The sequence below is a fragment of the Streptomyces sp. NRRL S-337 genome, assembly GCF_000720175.1.
In the GTDB taxonomy this organism is placed as follows: Bacteria; Actinomycetota; Actinomycetes; order Streptomycetales; family Streptomycetaceae; genus Streptomyces; species Streptomyces siderophoricus.
In genome coordinates this window covers 215,584-233,866 of sequence record NZ_JOIX01000001.1, presented here as the reverse complement: position 1 = coordinate 233,866, position 18,283 = coordinate 215,584, and the positions used below count along the sequence as shown (strand labels likewise).

General features: G+C 69.5%; 15 protein-coding genes and 3 pseudogenes. 9 read left to right on the top strand and 9 right to left on the bottom strand.

All coding sequences use genetic code 11. The annotated features are described in order from the left end of the window. Positions 1-37: 37 nt before the first annotated feature. Positions 38-646 carry a hypothetical protein gene (locus tag IG62_RS0101000; RefSeq protein WP_030796301.1) on the bottom strand — a complete coding sequence of 203 codons (609 nt, stop codon included), beginning with the start codon at positions 644-646 and terminating at the stop codon, positions 38-40. 304 nt (positions 647-950) lie between these two features. Beyond that, positions 951-1,160 (bottom strand): hypothetical protein, encoded by a 210-nt coding sequence (locus IG62_RS0100995; RefSeq protein ID WP_030410028.1) that lies wholly within the window; start codon positions 1,158-1,160, stop codon positions 951-953. A 197-nt stretch (positions 1,161-1,357) separates the two neighbouring features. On the opposite strand from IG62_RS0100995, the pseudogene IG62_RS50000 reads away from it, so the two are divergent. The 3 genes and pseudogenes from IG62_RS50000 to IG62_RS0100985 all read left to right on the top strand — a co-directional run. Beyond that, positions 1,358-1,554: pseudogene (locus IG62_RS50000) on the top strand (hypothetical protein); the annotation flags it as partial. Between the two features lie 7 nt (positions 1,555-1,561). Continuing rightward, positions 1,562-1,680: pseudogene (locus tag IG62_RS49995) on the top strand (NAD-glutamate dehydrogenase domain-containing protein); the annotation flags it as partial. A 433-nt stretch (positions 1,681-2,113) separates the two neighbouring features. After that, positions 2,114-2,308 (top strand): hypothetical protein, encoded by a 195-nt coding sequence (locus IG62_RS0100985; protein ID WP_030796297.1) that lies wholly within the window; start codon positions 2,114-2,116, stop codon positions 2,306-2,308. A 141-nt stretch (positions 2,309-2,449) separates the two neighbouring features. On the opposite strand, the gene IG62_RS48155 is transcribed toward IG62_RS0100985, so the two are convergent. Beyond that, a complete protein-coding gene (locus IG62_RS48155) occupies positions 2,450-2,590 on the bottom strand; it encodes a hypothetical protein (protein ID WP_234326125.1) in 141 nt (46 codons plus the stop codon). Between the two features lie 325 nt (positions 2,591-2,915). Next, positions 2,916-3,599, bottom strand: coding sequence for a TetR/AcrR family transcriptional regulator C-terminal domain-containing protein (locus IG62_RS0100975; protein WP_030796295.1), 684 nt, complete (start codon positions 3,597-3,599; stop codon positions 2,916-2,918). 107 nt (positions 3,600-3,706) lie between these two features. Here IG62_RS0100975 and IG62_RS0100970 point away from each other — a divergent pair, with 107 nt between their 5' ends. From IG62_RS0100970 to IG62_RS0100960, 3 genes are all read left to right on the top strand, one after another. Continuing rightward, the gene (locus IG62_RS0100970) at positions 3,707-4,126 is read left to right on the top strand and encodes an ester cyclase (RefSeq protein ID WP_234326123.1); all 420 of its coding nucleotides are present in this window, start codon (positions 3,707-3,709) and stop codon (positions 4,124-4,126) included. Positions 4,127-5,143: 1,017 nt separating this feature from the next. Further along, complete coding sequence (locus IG62_RS41170) at positions 5,144-5,866, top strand: hypothetical protein (protein ID WP_199812383.1); 723 nt, start codon at positions 5,144-5,146, stop codon at positions 5,864-5,866. Further along, positions 5,863-7,155, top strand: a complete 1,293-nt coding sequence (locus tag IG62_RS0100960) for a HAMP domain-containing histidine kinase (RefSeq protein ID WP_030796289.1) — start codon at positions 5,863-5,865, stop codon at positions 7,153-7,155. The genes IG62_RS41170 and IG62_RS0100960 overlap by 4 nt, the downstream gene beginning before the upstream one ends. A gap of 373 nt (positions 7,156-7,528) precedes the next feature. On the opposite strand, the gene IG62_RS0100955 is transcribed toward IG62_RS0100960, so the two are convergent. Then, positions 7,529-8,839, bottom strand: coding sequence for a hypothetical protein (locus tag IG62_RS0100955; RefSeq protein WP_030796287.1), 1,311 nt, complete (start codon positions 8,837-8,839; stop codon positions 7,529-7,531). 387 nt (positions 8,840-9,226) lie between these two features. Between IG62_RS0100955 and IG62_RS0100950 the strand changes: the two genes are divergently transcribed. After that, positions 9,227-9,982, top strand: coding sequence for a (2Fe-2S)-binding protein (locus tag IG62_RS0100950; RefSeq protein ID WP_324604601.1), 756 nt, complete (start codon positions 9,227-9,229; stop codon positions 9,980-9,982). A 117-nt stretch (positions 9,983-10,099) separates the two neighbouring features. On the opposite strand, the gene IG62_RS0100945 is transcribed toward IG62_RS0100950, so the two are convergent. Beyond that, positions 10,100-10,885 (bottom strand): S1 family peptidase, encoded by a 786-nt coding sequence (locus IG62_RS0100945; RefSeq protein ID WP_051797372.1) that lies wholly within the window; start codon positions 10,883-10,885, stop codon positions 10,100-10,102. Between the two features lie 958 nt (positions 10,886-11,843). Here IG62_RS0100945 and IG62_RS0100940 point away from each other — a divergent pair. Continuing rightward, positions 11,844-12,305 (top strand): hypothetical protein, encoded by a 462-nt coding sequence (locus IG62_RS0100940; RefSeq protein ID WP_030796283.1) that lies wholly within the window; start codon positions 11,844-11,846, stop codon positions 12,303-12,305. A gap of 205 nt (positions 12,306-12,510) precedes the next feature. On the opposite strand, the pseudogene IG62_RS0100935 reads toward IG62_RS0100940, so the two are convergent. Then, a pseudogene (locus IG62_RS0100935) lies at positions 12,511-12,939 on the bottom strand (pyridoxamine 5'-phosphate oxidase family protein); the annotation flags it as partial. Between the two features lie 513 nt (positions 12,940-13,452). After that, entirely contained in the window at positions 13,453-14,883 is a 1,431-nt protein-coding gene (locus tag IG62_RS0100930) for a globin domain-containing protein (RefSeq protein ID WP_078871723.1), read from the bottom strand. 168 nt (positions 14,884-15,051) lie between these two features. On the opposite strand from IG62_RS0100930, the gene IG62_RS0100925 reads away from it, so the two are divergent. Continuing rightward, positions 15,052-15,888 (top strand): response regulator transcription factor, encoded by an 837-nt coding sequence (locus tag IG62_RS0100925; RefSeq protein WP_078871722.1) that lies wholly within the window; start codon positions 15,052-15,054, stop codon positions 15,886-15,888. Positions 15,889-16,036: 148 nt separating this feature from the next. Here the strand turns inward: IG62_RS0100925 and IG62_RS0100920 are convergent, their stop codons facing one another. Further along, on the bottom strand, positions 16,037-17,911 hold the full coding sequence (locus IG62_RS0100920; RefSeq protein ID WP_030796276.1) for a GAF domain-containing sensor histidine kinase: 1,875 nt from the start codon (positions 17,909-17,911) through the stop codon (positions 16,037-16,039). Positions 17,912-18,283: the final 372 nt, after the last annotated feature.

The following is an 18,283-nucleotide window of genomic DNA, read 5'->3' as shown; positions in this document are numbered from 1 at the left end:
TGCCTCGTCGATGCCTTGTCGATGCCTCGTCCGGTCGTCACCAAGGACGTTGGAACGTGATACCGAGGTGTTGGCGGAGCCCCTCACGCTGTTCGGCAGTGGCCAGGACCATGATGTCGTCGGAGAGTTGCCGGCCTTCCTGTACGACACAGCGAAATTCCCGGGCGTCACCATCGGGACTGAGCGCTTCAATAGCTGCCTGCGCTGCTCCCATGTCGAGGTAATCGTTCGACTCCTGCTCGATGGAGAAGGAGAGGGGCTTGCCGTTGCATTCGAAGTGCATTGTGCCCAGGCCACATTCTTCGTCGTCCGGATTGCCCTTCTCGAACCGGTAGTTGGCGATAGTGACCTGACCACCGGCGAGGGCTGCGGCCTCGTTCAAGAGCCATTCGTAGTGCGCATCGGCGAAATCGACGTCATCGGAGTGGATGGACACAGCCACACCGAAGGATTCGAGGGTGCTTGCGATGTCATAGCGGTGCGTGATCGGCTCCGTCGCGTACCCGACGGCATCGGCCAGGACGCTCTCGCCCTTCTCTCTGGTGATCATCCCAAGGCCGATGAGGACTTCGGCTATCCGCACGTAGGTGATCGGCGCAGTGTTCGCGTCCGCGTTCGCGTTCGCATTCGTGTTCGTGTTCGACATGTAGGGATCCTCTCAGCGGCTGGCCAGCCGCAGCGGTGCGCTGGGTTTGTGGTTCCGTCCGTAACTCGTGGACGGTCGGTGCCGCGTTCGTGCGACGGGACGGACGGCTGCCGGCAGCGGCAAGTCAGACGGTTGCCGGTAGCGGTAAATCAACTGCCAGTCACCCCACCCCCACACGACAATGTCGGCCTTCAAGACCACAGCCAGTCTTGAAGGCCGACATCAGCCAGGACCCCGAGTTACTCCACAATGCCCCGGGGTGGTTCCGGCATCCGGTGGGTCAGCACCGTGCCGAAGGTGTGACTCAGCTGCTGATCGGGCCCAGGGGGATGTCCGAGACAGTGAGGCTGAGGGACTTCACGGAGCCACCGGTCAGAATCGGCACGCCATTGGGGCCCGGGGCGAACGTGGCAGTCAGGCCTTCCACGGAGCCACTGACGGAGAGGCCACCCGCGACGCCGTCGAGCTCGTCGTCGGCTATCTCACGGGTCTCAATGCCGGAGGTGTTGCTCATGATGATGAGCGTCCTTCTCTCATGGTAGGTCGCAATGCATGGCGCACTGCAGCGGGAACTCTTGAATGACCCCCGCACGTGCCAGACTGCACGCTTGCGTCGAACCTGGTGGATCAAACGCCTCACCCTTCACTCGCTGTACACACCAGCTCTCGAAGCGGAAGGCCAACGTCAGGCACAACCTCAGAGGAGCCAACGGCACGGCACAGAGTCGCCTGCGCCAACCGTCCAGGAAAACGGCCCGCCGGACTTGCAGCCACTCCGTCGTCGAGGTCGTCACCCACGACATGCCGTTCCTGATCGACTCGGTCACTCGGTCACTCGGTCACTCGGTCTCGGTCGCCAACGAGCTCTCCCGCCAGGCCGCGGCATCCACGCCGTCATCCCCCAGCAGAGCCCGGGCTGGTGTGGACACCTCCGACCACGAGCTCCGCATCAAGGTCCTGCTCAATACCCTCATGCCGAGGGCAACATGACGGTCAGGAAGCGCAACAATCCGCTTGCCAAGACGCCAGAGGTCTGACGAAGTCGGTGCTCCGCTGCCGACCGGCGCCACGGCCGTTCATCGTCCCGGTCGACGAGTCTTTGCGCACCACTGTGGGGTCTTCATCATCGGGTCGCTGACACCCCTGTTCACGATCGTGCACCTCCACGTGGACGCGACGACCAACATGGGCTTCGCGCTGGTGCGCAGGTCAGCGACGAGTTGGGAGTAAGGGCACTTAGTCAGTACCACTCTTCACCGAGCACACACGACAAACAGAGCACCGCGAAGCGCCGCTCAACTCGCCTTCGCCCAGAAGGTGTTCCTCTTACCGCTCGCTACCATCGTGACAACGCAAGAGAGAGCCCAACCTCGACCGGATTCCTAGGCCCGGGCGTCGAGAGGGCTCTCCCAGCGATGCACCACACGACTCAGGACCGCGAAGACCCGATTCTCTGGAGGTACACCTATGAAAAACGACGGTACCACCGAACCGGTGGGCCGCCCCGGCGAGGCTGCGGCCCCCGACCAGCGTTCACAGCGCGAACACTCCGACCAGCGCACACGCCCCCTGTGGCAGGAGCCGTTGCGGGGCGCCCTGTACGCCGTCGGCGGCAGCGCCATCACCCTGCTCACCGCCTGGTTCCAGCACTGGATGTGGTGACCATGCTGCACGCCCGCGGCAACTTCGGCGCGGGCGTGCAGCCCAGTTGGAACTCACGACCGAACGGCGTGGCGTAGGCCCGCGGTGGACAGCACGATGGCTGACGGGCAGCCAGGCTTCCTCCCGAGGTGTGGCTCGTCCTCAGCAAGCCAATGCCTCCGCTCCGGCAGCCTCGGGGGACGCGAGCGCGGCCTGCATCACCACCCCGTCCACGTAGGAGCGCTTCTCCTTCACCACCCCGTCCTCGCACTTGAAGGCCAAGTCCGGGAAGAGAGCGAACATCCCGGCCGCCGCCTCACGAATGGGCCTCCCGTCCCCCGTACAGGAGCCTGGCCCGAGCGCAGATGGAACACCGAGTCAGCCGTGTGGAGTTCAGCAATCCGGTCTCGCTCGCGTGGCTCCCAGCAGGCGTGGTAGCGCTCGAACACCTCACCCATCCGCGCGCTCCGCGAGAGTGAGCGCACCTGCCCCATGGACAGTTACGTGAGGACATGCCACATGGGGCCCGGCGCGCGGCGCGGTGAGCAGGAGGCGCGGGCGGCCTCGTGAGCGGCACCGACACCTTCGCGTGGGCCTTCGCGGACGCCCGCCGCCGCCGGCTCAGTGCCTAGTCGAGCGCCGTACCAAAACCGTTGACCAGCGCGTTGATGGCGAAGTCGAACCGTTCGGCGTCGTCTGTTCCTGCGCCGCTGCGGGCAGCCTCGGTGAGTAGTGGATAGCGGGCCGCATCCAGCTCGGCCAGCCAGGCGGGGGAACCGGGCGCTTCGGCCTGGGTGGGCTGGGCGGCCTCGGCTGCGGTGTGGCCGACGACGAAGAGCGAGAGTGTGTTGAGGGCGTGCACCGCCGCCCCTAGTGGAAATCCCGACGCCGTCAGGGCCGCCAAACCGTGTTCCACCGCATCGAGCGTCGCCGGGGTTACTGCTGGGCGGCTGGCCGCGAAGGAGAGCACGCCAGGGTGGCGCAGCAGCGCTTGGCGCAGCGAGACCGCGTACGTCCGCAGCAGCGCACGCCAGTCGGCGCTCCCCGCCTCTGTGTCCGCGTCTGTGTCCGCCTCCGCGTTCTCGTCGGCGAAGGGCAGCGCCTCGGCGAACAGCCGCTCCACCAGGCCGTCCAGCAGGGCGTCCTTGTTGGGGACGTAGTGATAGAGCGTCATCGCCTCGACGTCCAGCTCGACTCCCAGGCGACGCATCGTCAACGCACCGGCTCCTTCCCGGTCCACCAGCGCCAGTGCAGCGTCCAGTACCTGCGTCCGCGACAGGCCCGCTCGCTCGCCTCGAGTTCGCTTTCCCACCGTGACTCCTCCGACCACTCTTGTTTTTCTTACGTCGTAAGTCTATCGTGATGCCCAGAAGCTTTCTTACATCGTAAGTTTTTGGGGGGATTTCCATGCTGTCTCCGATGGCGAACAAGCAGGTCGTCGCGGACTTCTTCCGAGCGATCAACGAGCGGAGACTCGACGATCTGCCGCAGTACATGGCGCTCGACGTGATCGACCACAACAAGATCATTTTTGGCGAGGCGGACGAGCCCGGCGCGGCCTTCGACGGCTTCCGCCAACAGCTCGACGCCTTCGGTGAAGGCATGATGCAGCCCGACGCCTTGGTCGCCGAGGGCGACACCGTCGTTGCCCGATTGACCGTCACCGGTACGCATTCCGGCTACCACCCGCGCATGCCCGAGCCCACCAACCGCTCCTTCGAGGTCGAACAGATCTGGTGGTTCACCGTCACCGACGGCAAGATCTCAGAGATACGCGCGGTCAGCGACCGCCTCGGCATGTTCCTCCAACTCGGCTGGCCCTGGCCTACCGCTGACTGACCACGGATGCCGCGTGGGGCCTGGAGCGGCTGCCATGTGGGGTCTGGAACGGCTGCCGCGTGGAGCCGGGAGCGGCTGCCGCGCTGGGTCTGGAACGGCTGTCGGTCGGCCTGGTCGGCCTGAAATGAAACTGCATGACGGGTTTCGGCAGCACCGGAGCGCAGACCCCACGCCCATGCGGCCGCATTTCCAGTCGCCGGCGCTCCCCGTGTTGCACCGACCATCCATCAGCCCGCTCAATGCCTCAGCCCGGCAGTGGCAGGGCGGCAGCGTGGCAGGAAGAACGAACAAAACCCAGACGCACGACTTACGCCGGAGGTACAGGAACACGCACCCAGAAGGCTCCCTAGCCCCAACTGCGGGCCGCCGGGAAGTGAATACGCCCTGGTGCGCAGGATGCGGAGGTGGTGTCGTCCTCCTCCGACAGCCAGCACCACGCCCTCACCACGGCTGCCCACTTAACCGGCCGCCGGCAGACAATGGCTACGTTCGAGCCGAGACACGACGGCTGTCTACGTACCAGCACACGATGGCACGCCGGTGTACGACCGAAGCGGCGACGCCATGACGCGATTTCGCCTCGCCGCGCCCGTCGCCCTGCTCGTCATCGGGCTTGCCACCCCGCTGGACGGCGCCGCCACACAGCGGACGAACGCCCACCACAAAACACACCGCTCGACCGGGAGGCCGAATCGATCGAGTCAACTGCTCACCGGTACTGCTGACTAGGTACCGGTCAGTGCTCCCTGCCCATCAGGCACTGATCACTGGTTACCGGTCACTGCTCCCTGCCCACCGGTCACTGATCACTGGTCACCGTTTTCACTGGTCGCTGTAGGCCCATCTATGGGCCGCCGTTACATAACCGTGGGATTGCCGTCATGCAGGTCAGCGAACATCATTGTCCCCATACGCTGTCGTCCCGCGCTGTCTGGAAGTCCTGTGCCCCTCCGCCGTTCCCAGCCGCTCCCCCGCCGGGCACGGAGTGTCGCCTTCGCCCTTGCGACGGTGGGCGCGATGACCGCGATGACATTGGTGGCGGCGGGATGTACAGGGACGACCGGGGAAGCCCGCAGCGCCGGCGCCGCCCCCGTAGCGTCGGCGCCGGCACGCCTCTGGCCCGACCGGGCGCCTGCCCCGCAGCCGCCCCCGGACAAGACCGGCCAGGACGGACCCTCACCCCTCCCCGGGCTGCCCCGGGTGCCGTCCGGCAATATCCGGACGCTGGACCCGCTGGACGTGGTCAAGGCGCAGATCGCCGACGACGCACGGCACGACGCGCCGGCCTTCGACAAGGCCACCGAGCGGAGGATTCAACGGTGCGGGGACGAGCCGAAGCACTGTCCCGTACGGGCCCCCGAATACCAGGACCTGACGCACGACGGGAAGGACGAGCTGATCGTCGGCATCGAAGGGGCCGAGCACACACTGGCCGTCTGGGCGTACATGCTCCGGGGCGGGGTGGTGAACCGCATCCTGGACACCGCCGGCACCCCGCTGAACGTGGAAGTCTCCGACGGCGACGTGATCATGCGGGAGCCCACCGGCTCGCCGGGCTATGAGATGCGCACCGTACACGCGTGGGACGAGCGACGGCAGACCATGGAGATCCGGACGATGGAGTTCGACCAGAAGGTCTCCTCCGCCGCACCGGAACGCACGCCCGTACCGGAACGCACCCCTGCACGGCCCCGCACCCCCGCACCGCCACGCACCCCCGCACCGGGCCACACGCCGTGAGCGGCGCACGGCAGCGGGCCGCGCTGCGGCTGCCCTCCTGGACGGCGTCCCTCTACTGGAAGTTCGCCGTCTTCATCACCGTCATGTGCTGCACCCTCGCCGCGCTGCTCGGCATCCTGGTGCACACCCTGGTCGGCAAGCAGACCGAGGACCAGGCGCGCGGCGCCGCCCTGGACGCACTCGATGGCGCGGTGGCCACCTACGTCGCCGGCGAACCGCTCGGCCGTAACGCCTCGGTGGACCCGCCTGACCTCCCCCACAGCCTCCGCGAATTGGCCGTGCACCACAAGGAGCACGGCACCCAGCTCGCGGACCACCAGGGCCGGCCGACGATGTGGGCCGTCGCACCCGCCGACGGCGGCCGGGTGCTGGCCGTGCGCGTGGACTACACCGACCGGGCCGCCTCCCTCCACGGACTTGACCGGGCCATCATCGGCTCCTCCGCCGCAGCGATCGGCGTCACCCTGCTCGTCGGCCTCTTCGCGGTTTCCCGCATCACCCGTCGGCTGCACCGCACCGCCCGCGTCGCCCGTCGGATCAGCACCGGCGACCTCGACGCCCGGGTGCGCGATCCCCGCGCCCTGCGCCCCGACCTGGCGCAGGACGAGGCGGCGGCGGTGGCCGCCGCGCTCGACACCATGGCCGCCACCCTGCAGACCAAGCTGCACAGCGAACAGCGCTTCACCGCGGACGTCTCCCACGAGCTGCGCACCCCGCTCACCGGACTGCACGCGGCGGCCGAACTGCTGCCGCCCGGCCGTCCGACGGAAATGGTCCAGGAACGCATTCAGACCATGCGCCGGCTGACCGAGGACCTGCTGGAGATCTCCCGGCTGGACGCCCGGGTCGAGCAGGCCGACCTCGCCGTCCACCAACTGGGGCCGCTGGCCGAGCGCGCAGTGCAGGCCACGGGCCTGGCAGCCGACATCGACGTCGTACGGGACGCCCGGGTGGAGACCGACCGGCGCCGACTCGAACGCGTCTTGGGCAACCTGATCACGAATGCCCACAAACACGGCCGCGCGCCGGTGGTACTGACCGTCGACGGCCCGGTCGTCACCGTACGGGACCACGGCGACGGCTATCCGGACGACCTCCTCGACCACGGCCCCCAACGGTTCAAGACCCGCTCGGGGAGCGGCCGGAAGAGCGGCCACGGGCTGGGCCTGACCATCGCCACCGGCCAGACCCGGGTCCTCGGTGCCACCCTGCACTTCACCAACGCCCCCGACGGCGGCGCGCTCGCCACCCTCCGCCTGGTGGACGGCCCGCAGCGACCGCAGGACTGAACCTGGCCCGGACCGCGGGATGCGTCCGCGGCAGCCCGAACTGCCCGGGGGGAGGCCGCCGCCCGGCGTCAGTCGACCGGGGGCGCCGCGGACCGCGACCGGTTGCTGAGCGGAGGGCCGTCCGTCGGAAGGCCATGCCGCTCGGCAGGGCGCTGGAAGCCAGGACGGGCGAGGGGCGCGGGAAGCCGGGACGGTCAACGGGGCGCAAGTGAAAGTCCCGAGGTTGTCCCACCGACCGACGACCGTGCCTGTCGGTAGTTACGCCTCGATGCGCACCCCCTGCGCGTCAGCCAACGGCACACCCAGAGTCCACGGCACCCCCGGAGCCAACAGCACACTCGGACCCATGGCCCACTGATGTGAACGGAACCGCCTAGCCCTTATGCCGGTAGACGATCAAGTAGGGCACGTTGCCCTCCGCGTGGCTGAAGATGCCGACCCCCGCGAAGTCGGCGATCGGCACCGAGGAGTTGTCGGGGAGCGCCTTCGGGGTGCCCGTGGCCAGTGAGAGCTGGACGGGGGCCTTGGTGCCGGTCAGGCTGCCCTTGGTGAGCGAGGTCCCGTAGGCGATGCCGTCGTCGGTGACGGCGTCGAAGGTAAGGGGCTTGCGGCTGTCGCTCTCCTCGAAGCAGTAGCCCTTCTTCGATTCCAGGTCGAAGGCGAGGTGTTCCGAAACGAGGTAACGGCCCTTCGGGGAGAGGGCGGAGTCAGGGTCACTGCCCGGCCCGATGAACGGCTTGGCGCACATCACCGACGCCCGGACCTGACCGGACTTGCTGTCGAGGACGGCCCACACGTTGTGGTCGCCGCCGTTCTTCTGCCCCCAGCGGGCGATGAGGTTTCCGCCGGTGCTCGGCCACACAGCACCGGCGGCGGGATCGGCCTGTGCCGGGGCGATCCGGCTGCTGTCCCAGGAGCCGGGGACACCGAAGGAGCCGGCGCCCTCGTTGGACACCACCGGGTCCTGCTGTGTGAGGGCGACGATCTCGTTGCCGTAGGAACACGACGAGCAGTGGTCGGGCTTGACCGAACCGGTGTCGTAGGTGGTGATTTTGCCCGTGGTCACGTCGAGGGCGCCTATGTGCTTGTCCGTCTCGGGTATGAGCAGGCGCTCCCCTCCGTCGGCGATCCGGCCGTTGCCGTAGTCGCTCGCCGGGGCCTCGATGTGGCGGGCGGGGGCGACCGCGCCGCCCGAGCTGTTCGCGGAATAGACGTCCACGGCATAGACCAGCTTCGCCTTGGCGACCGCGTCCCCGCCCTTCTCCCCGCGTGACCACGTGACCAGGTATTCCTTGTCCCCGACGGTGGACACGAACATCCCCGGTGCCTCGCCCTCGGCCAGGTCCTTGAAGGGTTTGCCGGTCCAGCGGACCTCACCCGTCACCGCGTCGCGAACGGTCACCCGGTATTCGGACTTCGTGCCGGTCATCACGGCCACCGCGCCCGCCTTCGGCAGCAGAGCGTACGTTCCGACCTGACGTCCGGAAAGCTGCCAGCCGTGTGAAGTGTCGTACGTGGCAGGGACTTTGAGCTTGAGCGACGGTGCCGACTCCGAGGCGTGCCCGGACGGCTTCTTACCGCCGCCGGAAGCCTCCGGCGCGCCTTTCGACCCTCCACCGCCGCACGCTGCGAGCGATCCGGTGGCGATGACGGCGACGGCCACCTTGGCCAGCCTCTGCCTCATGCGCTGTTCCTTCCGATGCCGGAGGACAGCCCGCATGTCGAACCGCCTCCCCCGAGGGCGTGATCTTGGCCGTAAGGCCACCCGGTGACCGCGGAAGGCTCCCGGTGACCGCGGCTCAAACAGTGGCAGCCGGGACGACTGCCACGCACTCGGGGCTGCAACTGCCGTCGAACGACGTGCTGTAGTGACCGGCCGCCCGGGGCGGCAGCACGCCGAGCGGGCGCTGCGGGAACGGCGGAAGTCGACCCCTGTGTCGATGTGTCGGCACAGGGGCCGATCGTGTACGGCTACCGGGCCTCATCGCCGTGCGCCGCCCGGTGCGTCACGTGATCCGGCCCGGCCGTTACGATCCGGGCCGGGCAACCCAGCCCGAAGCGAGGAGGACAGGTGCCGCAGGAGCCGATGACCGCGGTGCTCGGCCGCACCGCCGCCGTGGGGCCGTTCTTCTCCGTGCGGACCAACGCCGGAGCACCAGGCGATCAGGGCTTTCTCCCCCTTGCGGAGCTGTACGGAGAAGGCGTCTCACCAGCACTGCGCAACCGCCTGGAGACGGTGGCCACGCGCCTCGGCACAGCAGAGGCACGGGTCGCCGCCTCCCTCGTCCATCAGGGACTCGCCGGGCGCCTGTGGTCGATCGCTCTCGGACCGGCGGTGCTGGCCGGACGCGTCCCCGACCTCGCCGGCGACGCCCTGTGGTGGCATCCGGACCGGAGCGCACCCGACGACCTGTGGCTGCCCTTCCCCTCGCCCTCCCCCTCTCCCTCCTCCTCTCCCCTGCCGTCGCCTCCCGAAGAAGACCTCACAAGCCAACTACGGGCAGCGGTCCTGCGCGATCATCTGGTGCCGCTGCACCACGCCATCAGCGCCGCGACCACGATCTCCCCCAAGGTCCTGTGGGGCAACGCCGCCTCGGCGCTGGCCGGCACCCTCCGTGTGCTGCACGACTGGTGCCGCAGCACCGGGCACAGGGAAGCCGCAGAACGAGCCGTGGCACTGACCGCCTCCCTTCTCGAAACCACACCACTACGCGACTGTGGAACCCTGGATCCCACCGTCCCGGCATACTCACGACGCAGCTGTTGCCTGTACTACCGCGTGCCGGGCGGGGGGCTGTGCGGAGACTGCGTGCTGAGGGGGACGTGACGAGGTGGACCGGGCAATAGGGCATAGGACATAGGCCACAGGACACAGGCCATAGGGGCATCCGTCGGTCAGCCAGTCTGCCAGCACATCTGTCAGCGCCTTTCCGTTCGGTCGTCGTCAGCCCAACGCCCCGATGAGCGCCGGTACATCGGCGAATCCGGCGTCGGCCGGCTGTCCGCAGACCTTGCCCGCCGTCTCACCGGCGAAGCTGAACACGCCGGCCAGTTCCGGGCCGCGCCGTCCCCGGACGACCAGTGGGCTGCCGCTGTCCCCGAAGCACATGGTCGTCCGGCCGCCGGGCACATCACGGGCGCAGAAGACCGACGCCTCGTCCACGACGGCCGGTGTCTGGGCGGCGCATTGCGCATGGGTGCGGACGGTGAGATCACCGCGCCGCAGGACGTCACCGCGGATTTCCTGGCCCGGCCGGGAGGGGTCCGGTGCCGCCGTGGTGCCGTGGCTGAAGACCGACACGTGGGTGCCGGGTCGCGGCCGGTGCGGGGCGATCCGGAGCGGCGTGACACCGCGTACCGGGGCGTTGAGACGGATTTCGGCCAGGTCGGATGCCGCCGACGACAGAGCGGGGTTATGGGGATCGGCGGGTGAGGGCAGCAGCTCGTACCGCGGATGCAGGGTGACCGCGCGGATGTCGCGCACCGTGCCGGGATCCCGTGACAGGACCGACGAGCCGATGTGCACCTCCGCCCGCCGGAAGTCCTGGCCGTCGAGGCAGTGGGCGGCGGTGAGTACCCGGTCCGGGGCGATGAGTGCCCCGCCGCACGAGGCGCGGTCCAGCAGCGGGGCGTCGCCCTTCACCGCGAGCGTCGCCAGCCAGGGTGCCGCTCCACGCTGCGGCAGCTGCGTGCCACCCGACATGGCCTGTGCCGCACCAGCCGTGCTCATGACCGCAGCCACCCCGACCGCCACCGCACCGAAGGCCGCCCCGGTATGCGCCCGAGGGCGACGCCCCGTCCTCAGCCGTCGAGTCACCGCCCCCAGCGCGCCCACCACGCCTGCCAGTTCGCTGTTCATATCGCCCCGTGCCTTTCGCATGTCGAATGGATCTTTGCTCAACGACCGAACGTAACGACGTGGTTTGGCGAGATCGTCAGACCACGGTCGCGTCCGCCGTCGTCCTGCAGGCTGATCGAACCCTGACGTCCCTCAGGGCCAGCCGGGCCGGGCGAGGCGCAACACGGGCAGGTGTCGTGCGTTGATCTCTTTCCCGCATGCGCTCGCATCCAGTCGAAGAACGCTCAACCACCCAAATAACGCCTTTCTTTAGCAAGCGCTTCCCGTGCTAGAAACGAGTGCGCACTCGTTCGACGGGGCGGCGGGGTGCAGTGCAGCATCACAGCAGGGGGGATTCCACGTTGGGTAGCTCAGCACGGGATACAGGCAACCACCGCCGCTTCTTTGATGGCGATCGATACGGCCAACCCTCTTCGGGAAGGCGGTCGGCCAACCTCAAGCACCCAGGAATCCTGCACCGTTCGCGCTAGCTCGATGAGCGGCTCGAATGCGGTGTCGGCAGGTGTCGGCGAGGCCGATAGGAACCGAACCAATAGGTGCCGATAGGCATCGACGGGCGTACGGCTACTTCTGGTACGAGGGTGACGACGCCTTCCCGGCGAACGCAACAGTCTCCGTCACCAGTTCCCCCTGCACCGCCGCGATTTCGGCCTGCTGAGTGCGCCGCCGTTGGCACTACGGGGCGGGAAAGGTGCCGGACGGACGGATCAGCAGAGGACGGACCAGGGGCCACGTTGCCTCTGATGAAGCCGGATCCGCTGATCACCGCTCTGCACAACCGCTGATGACAACTCCGCACAACTCTGCACAACTCTGGAAAGGAAACTCAGTGAAATCCAGCCGCATTTTCACGTCGGGAGCCGCAGTACTGGCCTCCACCGCTGTCCTCCTTACCCTGGGGCAGTCCTCCGCGACGGCAGCCGGCGTCAAGGCGGCGGGCGCGCCCGTCCCCTGGAAGGCCACGTACGGCACGGCCACGGCATCCGGCACCAGGTCGGTGGAGCCCAAGGACGGTTCCGTGTACTCCAAGCTCGTCATCAAGGGCGACTTCAAGAACACCGGTAACGACTGCTATTCGGTGTGGACCCAGTGGACCTATGACCTGGTTCCCCGGCCGCCCGTCAAGCAGGCGACCCTGTGCGGTAAGGGCTCCAAGTCGGTTGACTTGAGCCTGGCCAGCTACACCTTCACCACCACTGGCTCGGTCTTCATATGCCGCGGTGACAAGGACACCAAGGACTGTGGCGAGCAGGAGTCCCTGACCAGCTGGCCTGTCAACCACGCCCGCTGACCGGTCCAGCCCCTCCGCGATCGCGCCAGCTTGAGCGTGTTGGATTGCTGGGATCGTTGGGGTTGTTGGGGTTGAGGTTGTTGGGGGCGTTGGGATCGTTTGGGTTGTTTCGGTCGTTCGTACAGCCCAAGGTGTGGCCCTCGTGGACGACCGCCGGTACGGCAGGCACGCCGGCCGTACCGGCATCGCCCGGACAAGTCCGCGGGGACAGCCGCAACCCCGTGACCAAGTCCGCGCGGATTCGCAGCGCATAGGACATCCGGTGGTCGGTCCACGGGTGCAGCAACGCCTGGTAGTGCGCCAGGTCGTCGGGATCGGTCACAAGGTGGCAGTAGCCGGTCACCACCACGCTCCAGCCGCAGTGGGTGGCCGGGTCGATGGCGTCGGCCTCGTAGGCGACGACGACCCCCTGGTCCGCCGCATGCTCCGTCAAGCTGGTCAGGGCCGCGCCCTCGTGGGTGCGGATGATCACCTCGCCGTGGTGGAGGAGGTGGTTGACGGGGCGGATGGCCGGCAACGCGTCCTGGGTGAAGACGATCCGGCCCAGCGACACGCTGCCCAACAGGCGGAGGGCCTCGGCGCGGTCCAGTTCTGTGCTGCAGCGGGACGCCTCGCGATCGGCCCAGGCCAGCAGCGCGGAGTCGGTGACGGTTCCCGCGGAGTCGGTCACAGTCCCCGCGGAGTCGGCAGCCGTTCCCAGGGAGTCGGTGACGGCCCCCGCAGGGTCGGTGACAGTCTCGGCGAAGTCGGTGGCGATCTCGACGTCGGAGTCGGTGACGGTCCCGAGGTCGGAGTTGGTGGCGGTCCCGGAGTCGGAGTTGGTGGCGATCCCGGCGGTGTGCCGGGCCGGGATGTGGTTCACGACGTGCTTCCTCTTCTTTTGACGCTGCTGACGCAGTGGCTGCCGGCCAGTAGAAGGCTCCCGGCGGCCGCCCGCCAGGGGCCGTTCGGCCCGTCGCGGGAGTGCGTGACTGGCCGGGCCCGGTTGGCATCACCTCGATCGGCGTCACCCCGCCGCGGGCAGTCACCGCTCATCCGCCGCGCCAGTCACCGCCCGTTGGACGCTCCGCTCACCGCCCGTCTCCCGATCCGCTCACCGCTCCCTCTGCAGCTGTCGGGTACGCCGCGCAGCGGCCGGTCGGCGGGGTCAAAGGGTGCGGTCCGGCACCGGGTCGTAGCGGATGTGGTCGGCCGGCATGCCGGCCGCGGTCAGCCGCGCGACGGTGGTGCCGACCATGGCCGCCGGACCGCTGATGAAGGCGAGGTGCGGCGACCAGTGCCCGTCCCGCGCCACCGCCTCGGCCAGCGGGCCGTACCCGGCCGACGGGTCGGCACTCCCCGGGACGGCGTCCGCGTGCGGGCCGTACCCGGCCGGCGAGTCTTCGCTGCCCGGGACGACATCCTCGTCCAGCACCCGAACCACCCGCAGCCGGTCGTGCCGTGCCGCCCATCGGTTGAGTGCGGCGGCGTCATAGAGCTCGGCGCGGCTGCGGGCGCCGACGAAGAGGTGGACCCGGCCGGCCGGGCGCGGCGGAAGCCCGTCGGCCCCGCGGCGACGGCCCGCCCACTCCTCCAGCAGCGCCTTGATCGGCGCCCAGCCCGTGCCGCCCGCCACCATGAGCAGATCGCGGGAACGGTCCTCGTCCTGGAGCGTCATCGTGCCGTGCGCCGGACCCAGCCGCAGGATGTCGCCGACCCGGGTGCCGTCGACCAGCGCCGCGCTGACCCCGCCGGGGCCGGTCCGCCGCACGTGGAAGACCGCCTCGCCCTCGGGCCCGGGCGCCGACGCGAAGGAATAGTGCCGCCACGCCTGCGGCATCCGCGGGGACTCGACCGCCGCGAACTGTCCGGCTCGGTACGGGTACGGCTCGTGCAGCCGGACCCGCAGTACGGCGAGGTCCGGGCGGCGCCGCTCGTGGGCGGTCACCGTGCCCTGCCAAGACGGGGGTTCGGCGAGGGCGGCGTCGGCGCCCTCGACCATCGACGCCACAGCGAACCGCACCATCCGCACCCACGCCTCTTCCACCGCCTCGACCCAGCGGGGCCCGGCGGTGCGCCGCAGCGCCGCACACAGCGCGGTCTCGAACGCCTCGTAGTGCGCCGGGCGCACCCCGAGCTTGCGGTGGTCATGGCCGAGCTGCCGGAAGTAGGCGGCCACCTCGGCGGGGCGGTGCAGGTTTTCGATCAAGTACCAGAAGGCGCGGGCCAGATGCGCACGCTGGAAGTCCATGGACGCGGGGAACAGCGACCGCAAGTAAGGCCACCGGGCGAACATTTCGTCGTAGAGGCGGGCGATCAGGTCGCCGAAGGGTGTGACCAGGTCGAGGTACTGGGTGATCAGCCGCTGGTCCGCGGCACCGTCGTAGGAGGCGGACGTTAAGTCCTGTGCGGGTGCCCGGCCCTGACCGAGGATGCGCCGCCGCAGCCGCATGGCGTCGTGCCGGGCGAGCAGGGCGTGGTACTCGCCGCCGACGGTGCCCGGGGCTGACCGTCCGGACGGCGCGGACGGGGCGGATGAAGCAGACGGAACGGGACGCGCGGACGGAACGGGACGCGTGGGCTGGCAGGACTGCGGCATGGGATCGACCTCCTGAACGGGGGCGTCAGTATCGCAACGCGGCGCCATGCCCGAAGGCCCCTGCTCCCCAGGGCCGTTCGGCCCTTGCGCCGGTCGCCGGGCCCGACGAACCTCGTGGTCGGGACCCTCGTGCCCCGCCGATCCGCGAGAACCACAGAGCGAGCGTGCATGAACCAGCAGCCCCTTCACCCTGCCCTCACCACCCCAGCCCCCACCACCCTTGTCCCTGCCCCTGCAACCGCCACGCCTGTCAGCACCACATCTGTCAGCGCCACACCCGTCAGCGCCCCGGAGGCGCCGCTGCGCGTCTTCATCCTCGACGACCACGAGGTCGTCCGCCGCGGTGTGCGGGACCTGCTGGAGGCGGAGGAGGACATCGTGGTCGTCGGGGAGGCGGGGAACGCCCGGCAGGCCCTCGCCCGGGTGCCGGCGGTCCGGCCGCAGGTGGCCGTCCTCGATGTCCGGCTGGGCGGCACCGACGGGCCCGGCGGCGACCACGAAGGGGTTGAGGTCTGCCGGGAGTTACGGGCCCGCGTCCCTGATCTTGCCTGCCTGATGCTGACGTCCTTCGACGACGACGAGGCGCTGTTCGACGCCATCATGGCCGGTGCGTCCGGCTATGTGCTCAAGCAGATCGACGGCCCTGCGCTGGTGCACGCGGTCCGTACGGTCGCGGCGGGGCAGTCGATGCTGGATCCGCGCACCGCGACGCGGGTGATGGAACGACTGCGCGCCCCGGGCCGAAGCCAGACGGCCCACACGGAGACGGGAACGGGGACGGGGACGGAGACGCAGTCGTCCGAACTCGACCGGCTCTCGCCCCGCGAACGGGAGGTGCTGGACCTGATCGGCCTCGGCCTGACGAACCGCCAGATCGCGGACCGCCTGTTCCTTTCGGAGAAGACGGTCAAGAACCGGGTGTCCGCGATCCTGTCCAAGCTGGGGGTGGGCCGCCGGGTCCAGGCGGCGATGGTCGCCGAACGGCTGAAGGGACCACGACCGTAACTGCGGCACCGGACGGCGGGAACGGGGCGCTGAGCCGGTCCGGCAGCGGGAGCGGATCAGCGCAGTCGGACCGGCAACGGGAGCGGATCCGCTCGTTCGGCACGGGTGCGGATCCACTCGTTCGGCACGACACCGGAAACGGATCGGCTCAGTCGGGCAGCGGTACCCGCCAGACGATACGGGTGCCACCGCCCTCCGGCCGTTCGAGGGTCAGCCGGCCGCCGTGCATCTCGGCTCGGGACCGCATGTTGGCCAGCCCTCCGGTGTGTGGTGCGTCCCCAACCCCCACCCCGTCGTCCGTCACCGCCAGCGTCACCGTGTCCGCCGTCACCGACAACGTCACGTCCAGGTGGCGGGCCTGGGCGTGCCGGGCGGCGTTGCTGAGGGCCTCGGCGGCCACTGCCACGAGGTGGCCGGTCAGGTCATCGGGGACCGCTGCGTCCACCGGGCCGTCGATCCGCAGCGCCGGGGTGAAGCCGAGGGGACCGGCCGCCTGCTGCACGGTGTCGGTCAGATCGCGGCGGAGACCACGGCCGTCCTTGGCCTCCCCGGTGGTACGCAGGCCGAAGATGGTGGACCGGATGATCTTGATGGTGGTGTCCAGGTCGTTGACCGCGCGGCCGACCCGTTCGGCGGCCTCCGGGTGGTCGATCAGCCGGGTCGCGCTCTGCAGCGTGATGCCGGTGGCGAACAGTCGCTGAATGGCGAGGTCGTGCAGATCTCGGGCGATCCGGTCGCGGTCGTGGAGGACCGTCAGTTCCTCCGACTCGGCCCGCCGGCGGGCGAGTTCCAGAGCGATCACGGCCTGGTCGGCGAAGCCCGATATCAGGGTGACCTCGGCGTCGTCGAAGGCGGGCCGGCCGGCCAGGCGGCTCAGCCGCAGTGCACCACGGCCGGTGTCCACCCGGAGCGGGACGGCGACCGTCGGCCCGTCCACCTCTACAGGCTCCCCGCTCAGGGCGGCGCCGTTCAGCTCCTCGCCCTTGGACGCTTCCTCGCCTTTGGACGCCTCCTCGCCCTTCGGCCCCTCCTCCGTACTGAACGCCTCCTCCCCCATGGACGCCCTCTCCGGCAGTTCCCCCACGGACGGCTCCACCGCCCCGTCCCCGGCCGCATCCTGGCCCAGCGGGTACGCCCGGGGATCGGACCGCAGGTCGGCACTGACCACCGGCCGGCCGCTGCGGACGGCTGCCCCGGGCAGCGAACCGTCAACCGGCACGGGCAAGCCGAGGATCCGGCTCGCGCCCGCACCGCACGCCACCGCCACCGTCAGTTGGCCCACGGACGAGGCCGAGGACGGGGGCGTGGACGAGGACGAGAGAGGGAACGGCGCCGAGGACGAGGGAGGGGACGACGGCGAGGGCGGGGGCGGAGACGACGGCGAGGGCGGGGACACCGGCAGCAGGACCGCCGCACTGTCCGCGCCGGCGACCTCCTGCGCGCGCTCCGCGATCAGCCGCAGCACCTCGTCGGCGTCGGTGCCGGACAGCAGACTGCGGGTGATCTCGCCCAGTGCCTCCAGCCACCGTTCGCGGCGGCGGCTCTCGTGGTACATGCGGGCGTTGTCGATCGCCACTCCCGCCGCGGTGGACAGCGTGGTCAACACAGCTTCGTCATCCGCGTCGAACGATCCGCCGCCCCGCTTCTCGGTGAGGTAGAGGTTGCCGAACACCTCGTCGCGGACCCGGACCGGCACCCCGAGGAAGGTCCGCATCGGCGGATGGTTGGCCGGAAACCCATAGCTGTGCGGATGCCTGGTCAGGTCGGTGAGCCGCAGCGGCGCCGGGTTGCGGATCAGCTCCCCGAGGATGCCGCGGCCACACGGCGTCCGGCCGATCAGCCCGATGAGCTCGTCGGACATCCCGACGGGCAGGAACTGTGCCAGCTGACCGTCCCCGACCACGCCGAGCGCCCCGTATTCCGCGTCGGTGAGGGTGACCGCCGCCTCCACGATCCCCCTGAGCACCTGCGGGAGTTCGAGCCCCCGCCCCAGGCTCATCACGGCGTCGAGCAGGCCGCGCATCCGGTCCGGCTCATGGAGCCAGGGCCCGTGCGGACCGCTCCCGACCGGTGCGTAATGCTGCGATTCGGACATGACCGTGCTGCTCCAAAGATCCCGTACGTCTGCGCGGCAGCGTACGTGATCAGCACGGCAGCACCGCCCGGCACCGGTGCCGACCGGCCATCCGAACGGGCCCGCAACGGGGCCCGCGATGGAGGCCACATCGGGGGCCGCGATGGAGGCCGCAATGGGGGCAGCGATGGGGGCCGCAATGGGGGCAGCGATGGGGGCCGAACGACCCGCAGCTGAGGGCCGGCTGCGAGGTGCAGGCGGGCCGTTCGGCCCTGGAGGCCGTAGCGGTCCCCGACGCAAGATGTGTCTGCCGGGAAGGGC

Excerpts from the sequence above, each read along its gene's own strand:
- IG62_RS0100930 (WP_078871723.1), bottom strand. The coding sequence starts at position 14,883 with ATGCCGCAGTCCTGCCAGCCCACGCGTCCCGTTCCGTCCGCGCGTCCC.
- IG62_RS41170 (WP_199812383.1), top strand. The coding sequence starts at position 5,144 with ATGACCGCGATGACATTGGTGGCGGCGGGATGTACAGGGACGACCGGG.
- IG62_RS0100925 (WP_078871722.1), top strand. The coding sequence starts at position 15,052 with ATGAACCAGCAGCCCCTTCACCCTGCCCTCACCACCCCAGCCCCCACC.
- IG62_RS0100955 (WP_030796287.1), bottom strand. The coding sequence starts at position 8,839 with ATGAGGCAGAGGCTGGCCAAGGTGGCCGTCGCCGTCATCGCCACCGGA.
- IG62_RS48155 (WP_234326125.1), bottom strand. The coding sequence starts at position 2,590 with ATGTTCGCTCTCTTCCCGGACTTGGCCTTCAAGTGCGAGGACGGGGTG.
- IG62_RS0100985 (WP_030796297.1), top strand. The coding sequence starts at position 2,114 with ATGAAAAACGACGGTACCACCGAACCGGTGGGCCGCCCCGGCGAGGCT.
- IG62_RS0100920 (WP_030796276.1), bottom strand. The coding sequence starts at position 17,911 with ATGCGCGGCCTGCTCGACGCCGTGATGAGCCTGGGGCGGGGGCTCGAA.
- IG62_RS0100945 (WP_051797372.1), bottom strand. The coding sequence starts at position 10,885 with ATGAGCACGGCTGGTGCGGCACAGGCCATGTCGGGTGGCACGCAGCTG.
- IG62_RS0100970 (WP_234326123.1), top strand. The coding sequence starts at position 3,707 with ATGGCGAACAAGCAGGTCGTCGCGGACTTCTTCCGAGCGATCAACGAG.
- IG62_RS0100995 (WP_030410028.1), bottom strand. The coding sequence starts at position 1,160 with ATGAGCAACACCTCCGGCATTGAGACCCGTGAGATAGCCGACGACGAG.
- IG62_RS0101000 (WP_030796301.1), bottom strand. The coding sequence starts at position 646 with ATGTCGAACACGAACACGAATGCGAACGCGAACGCGGACGCGAACACT.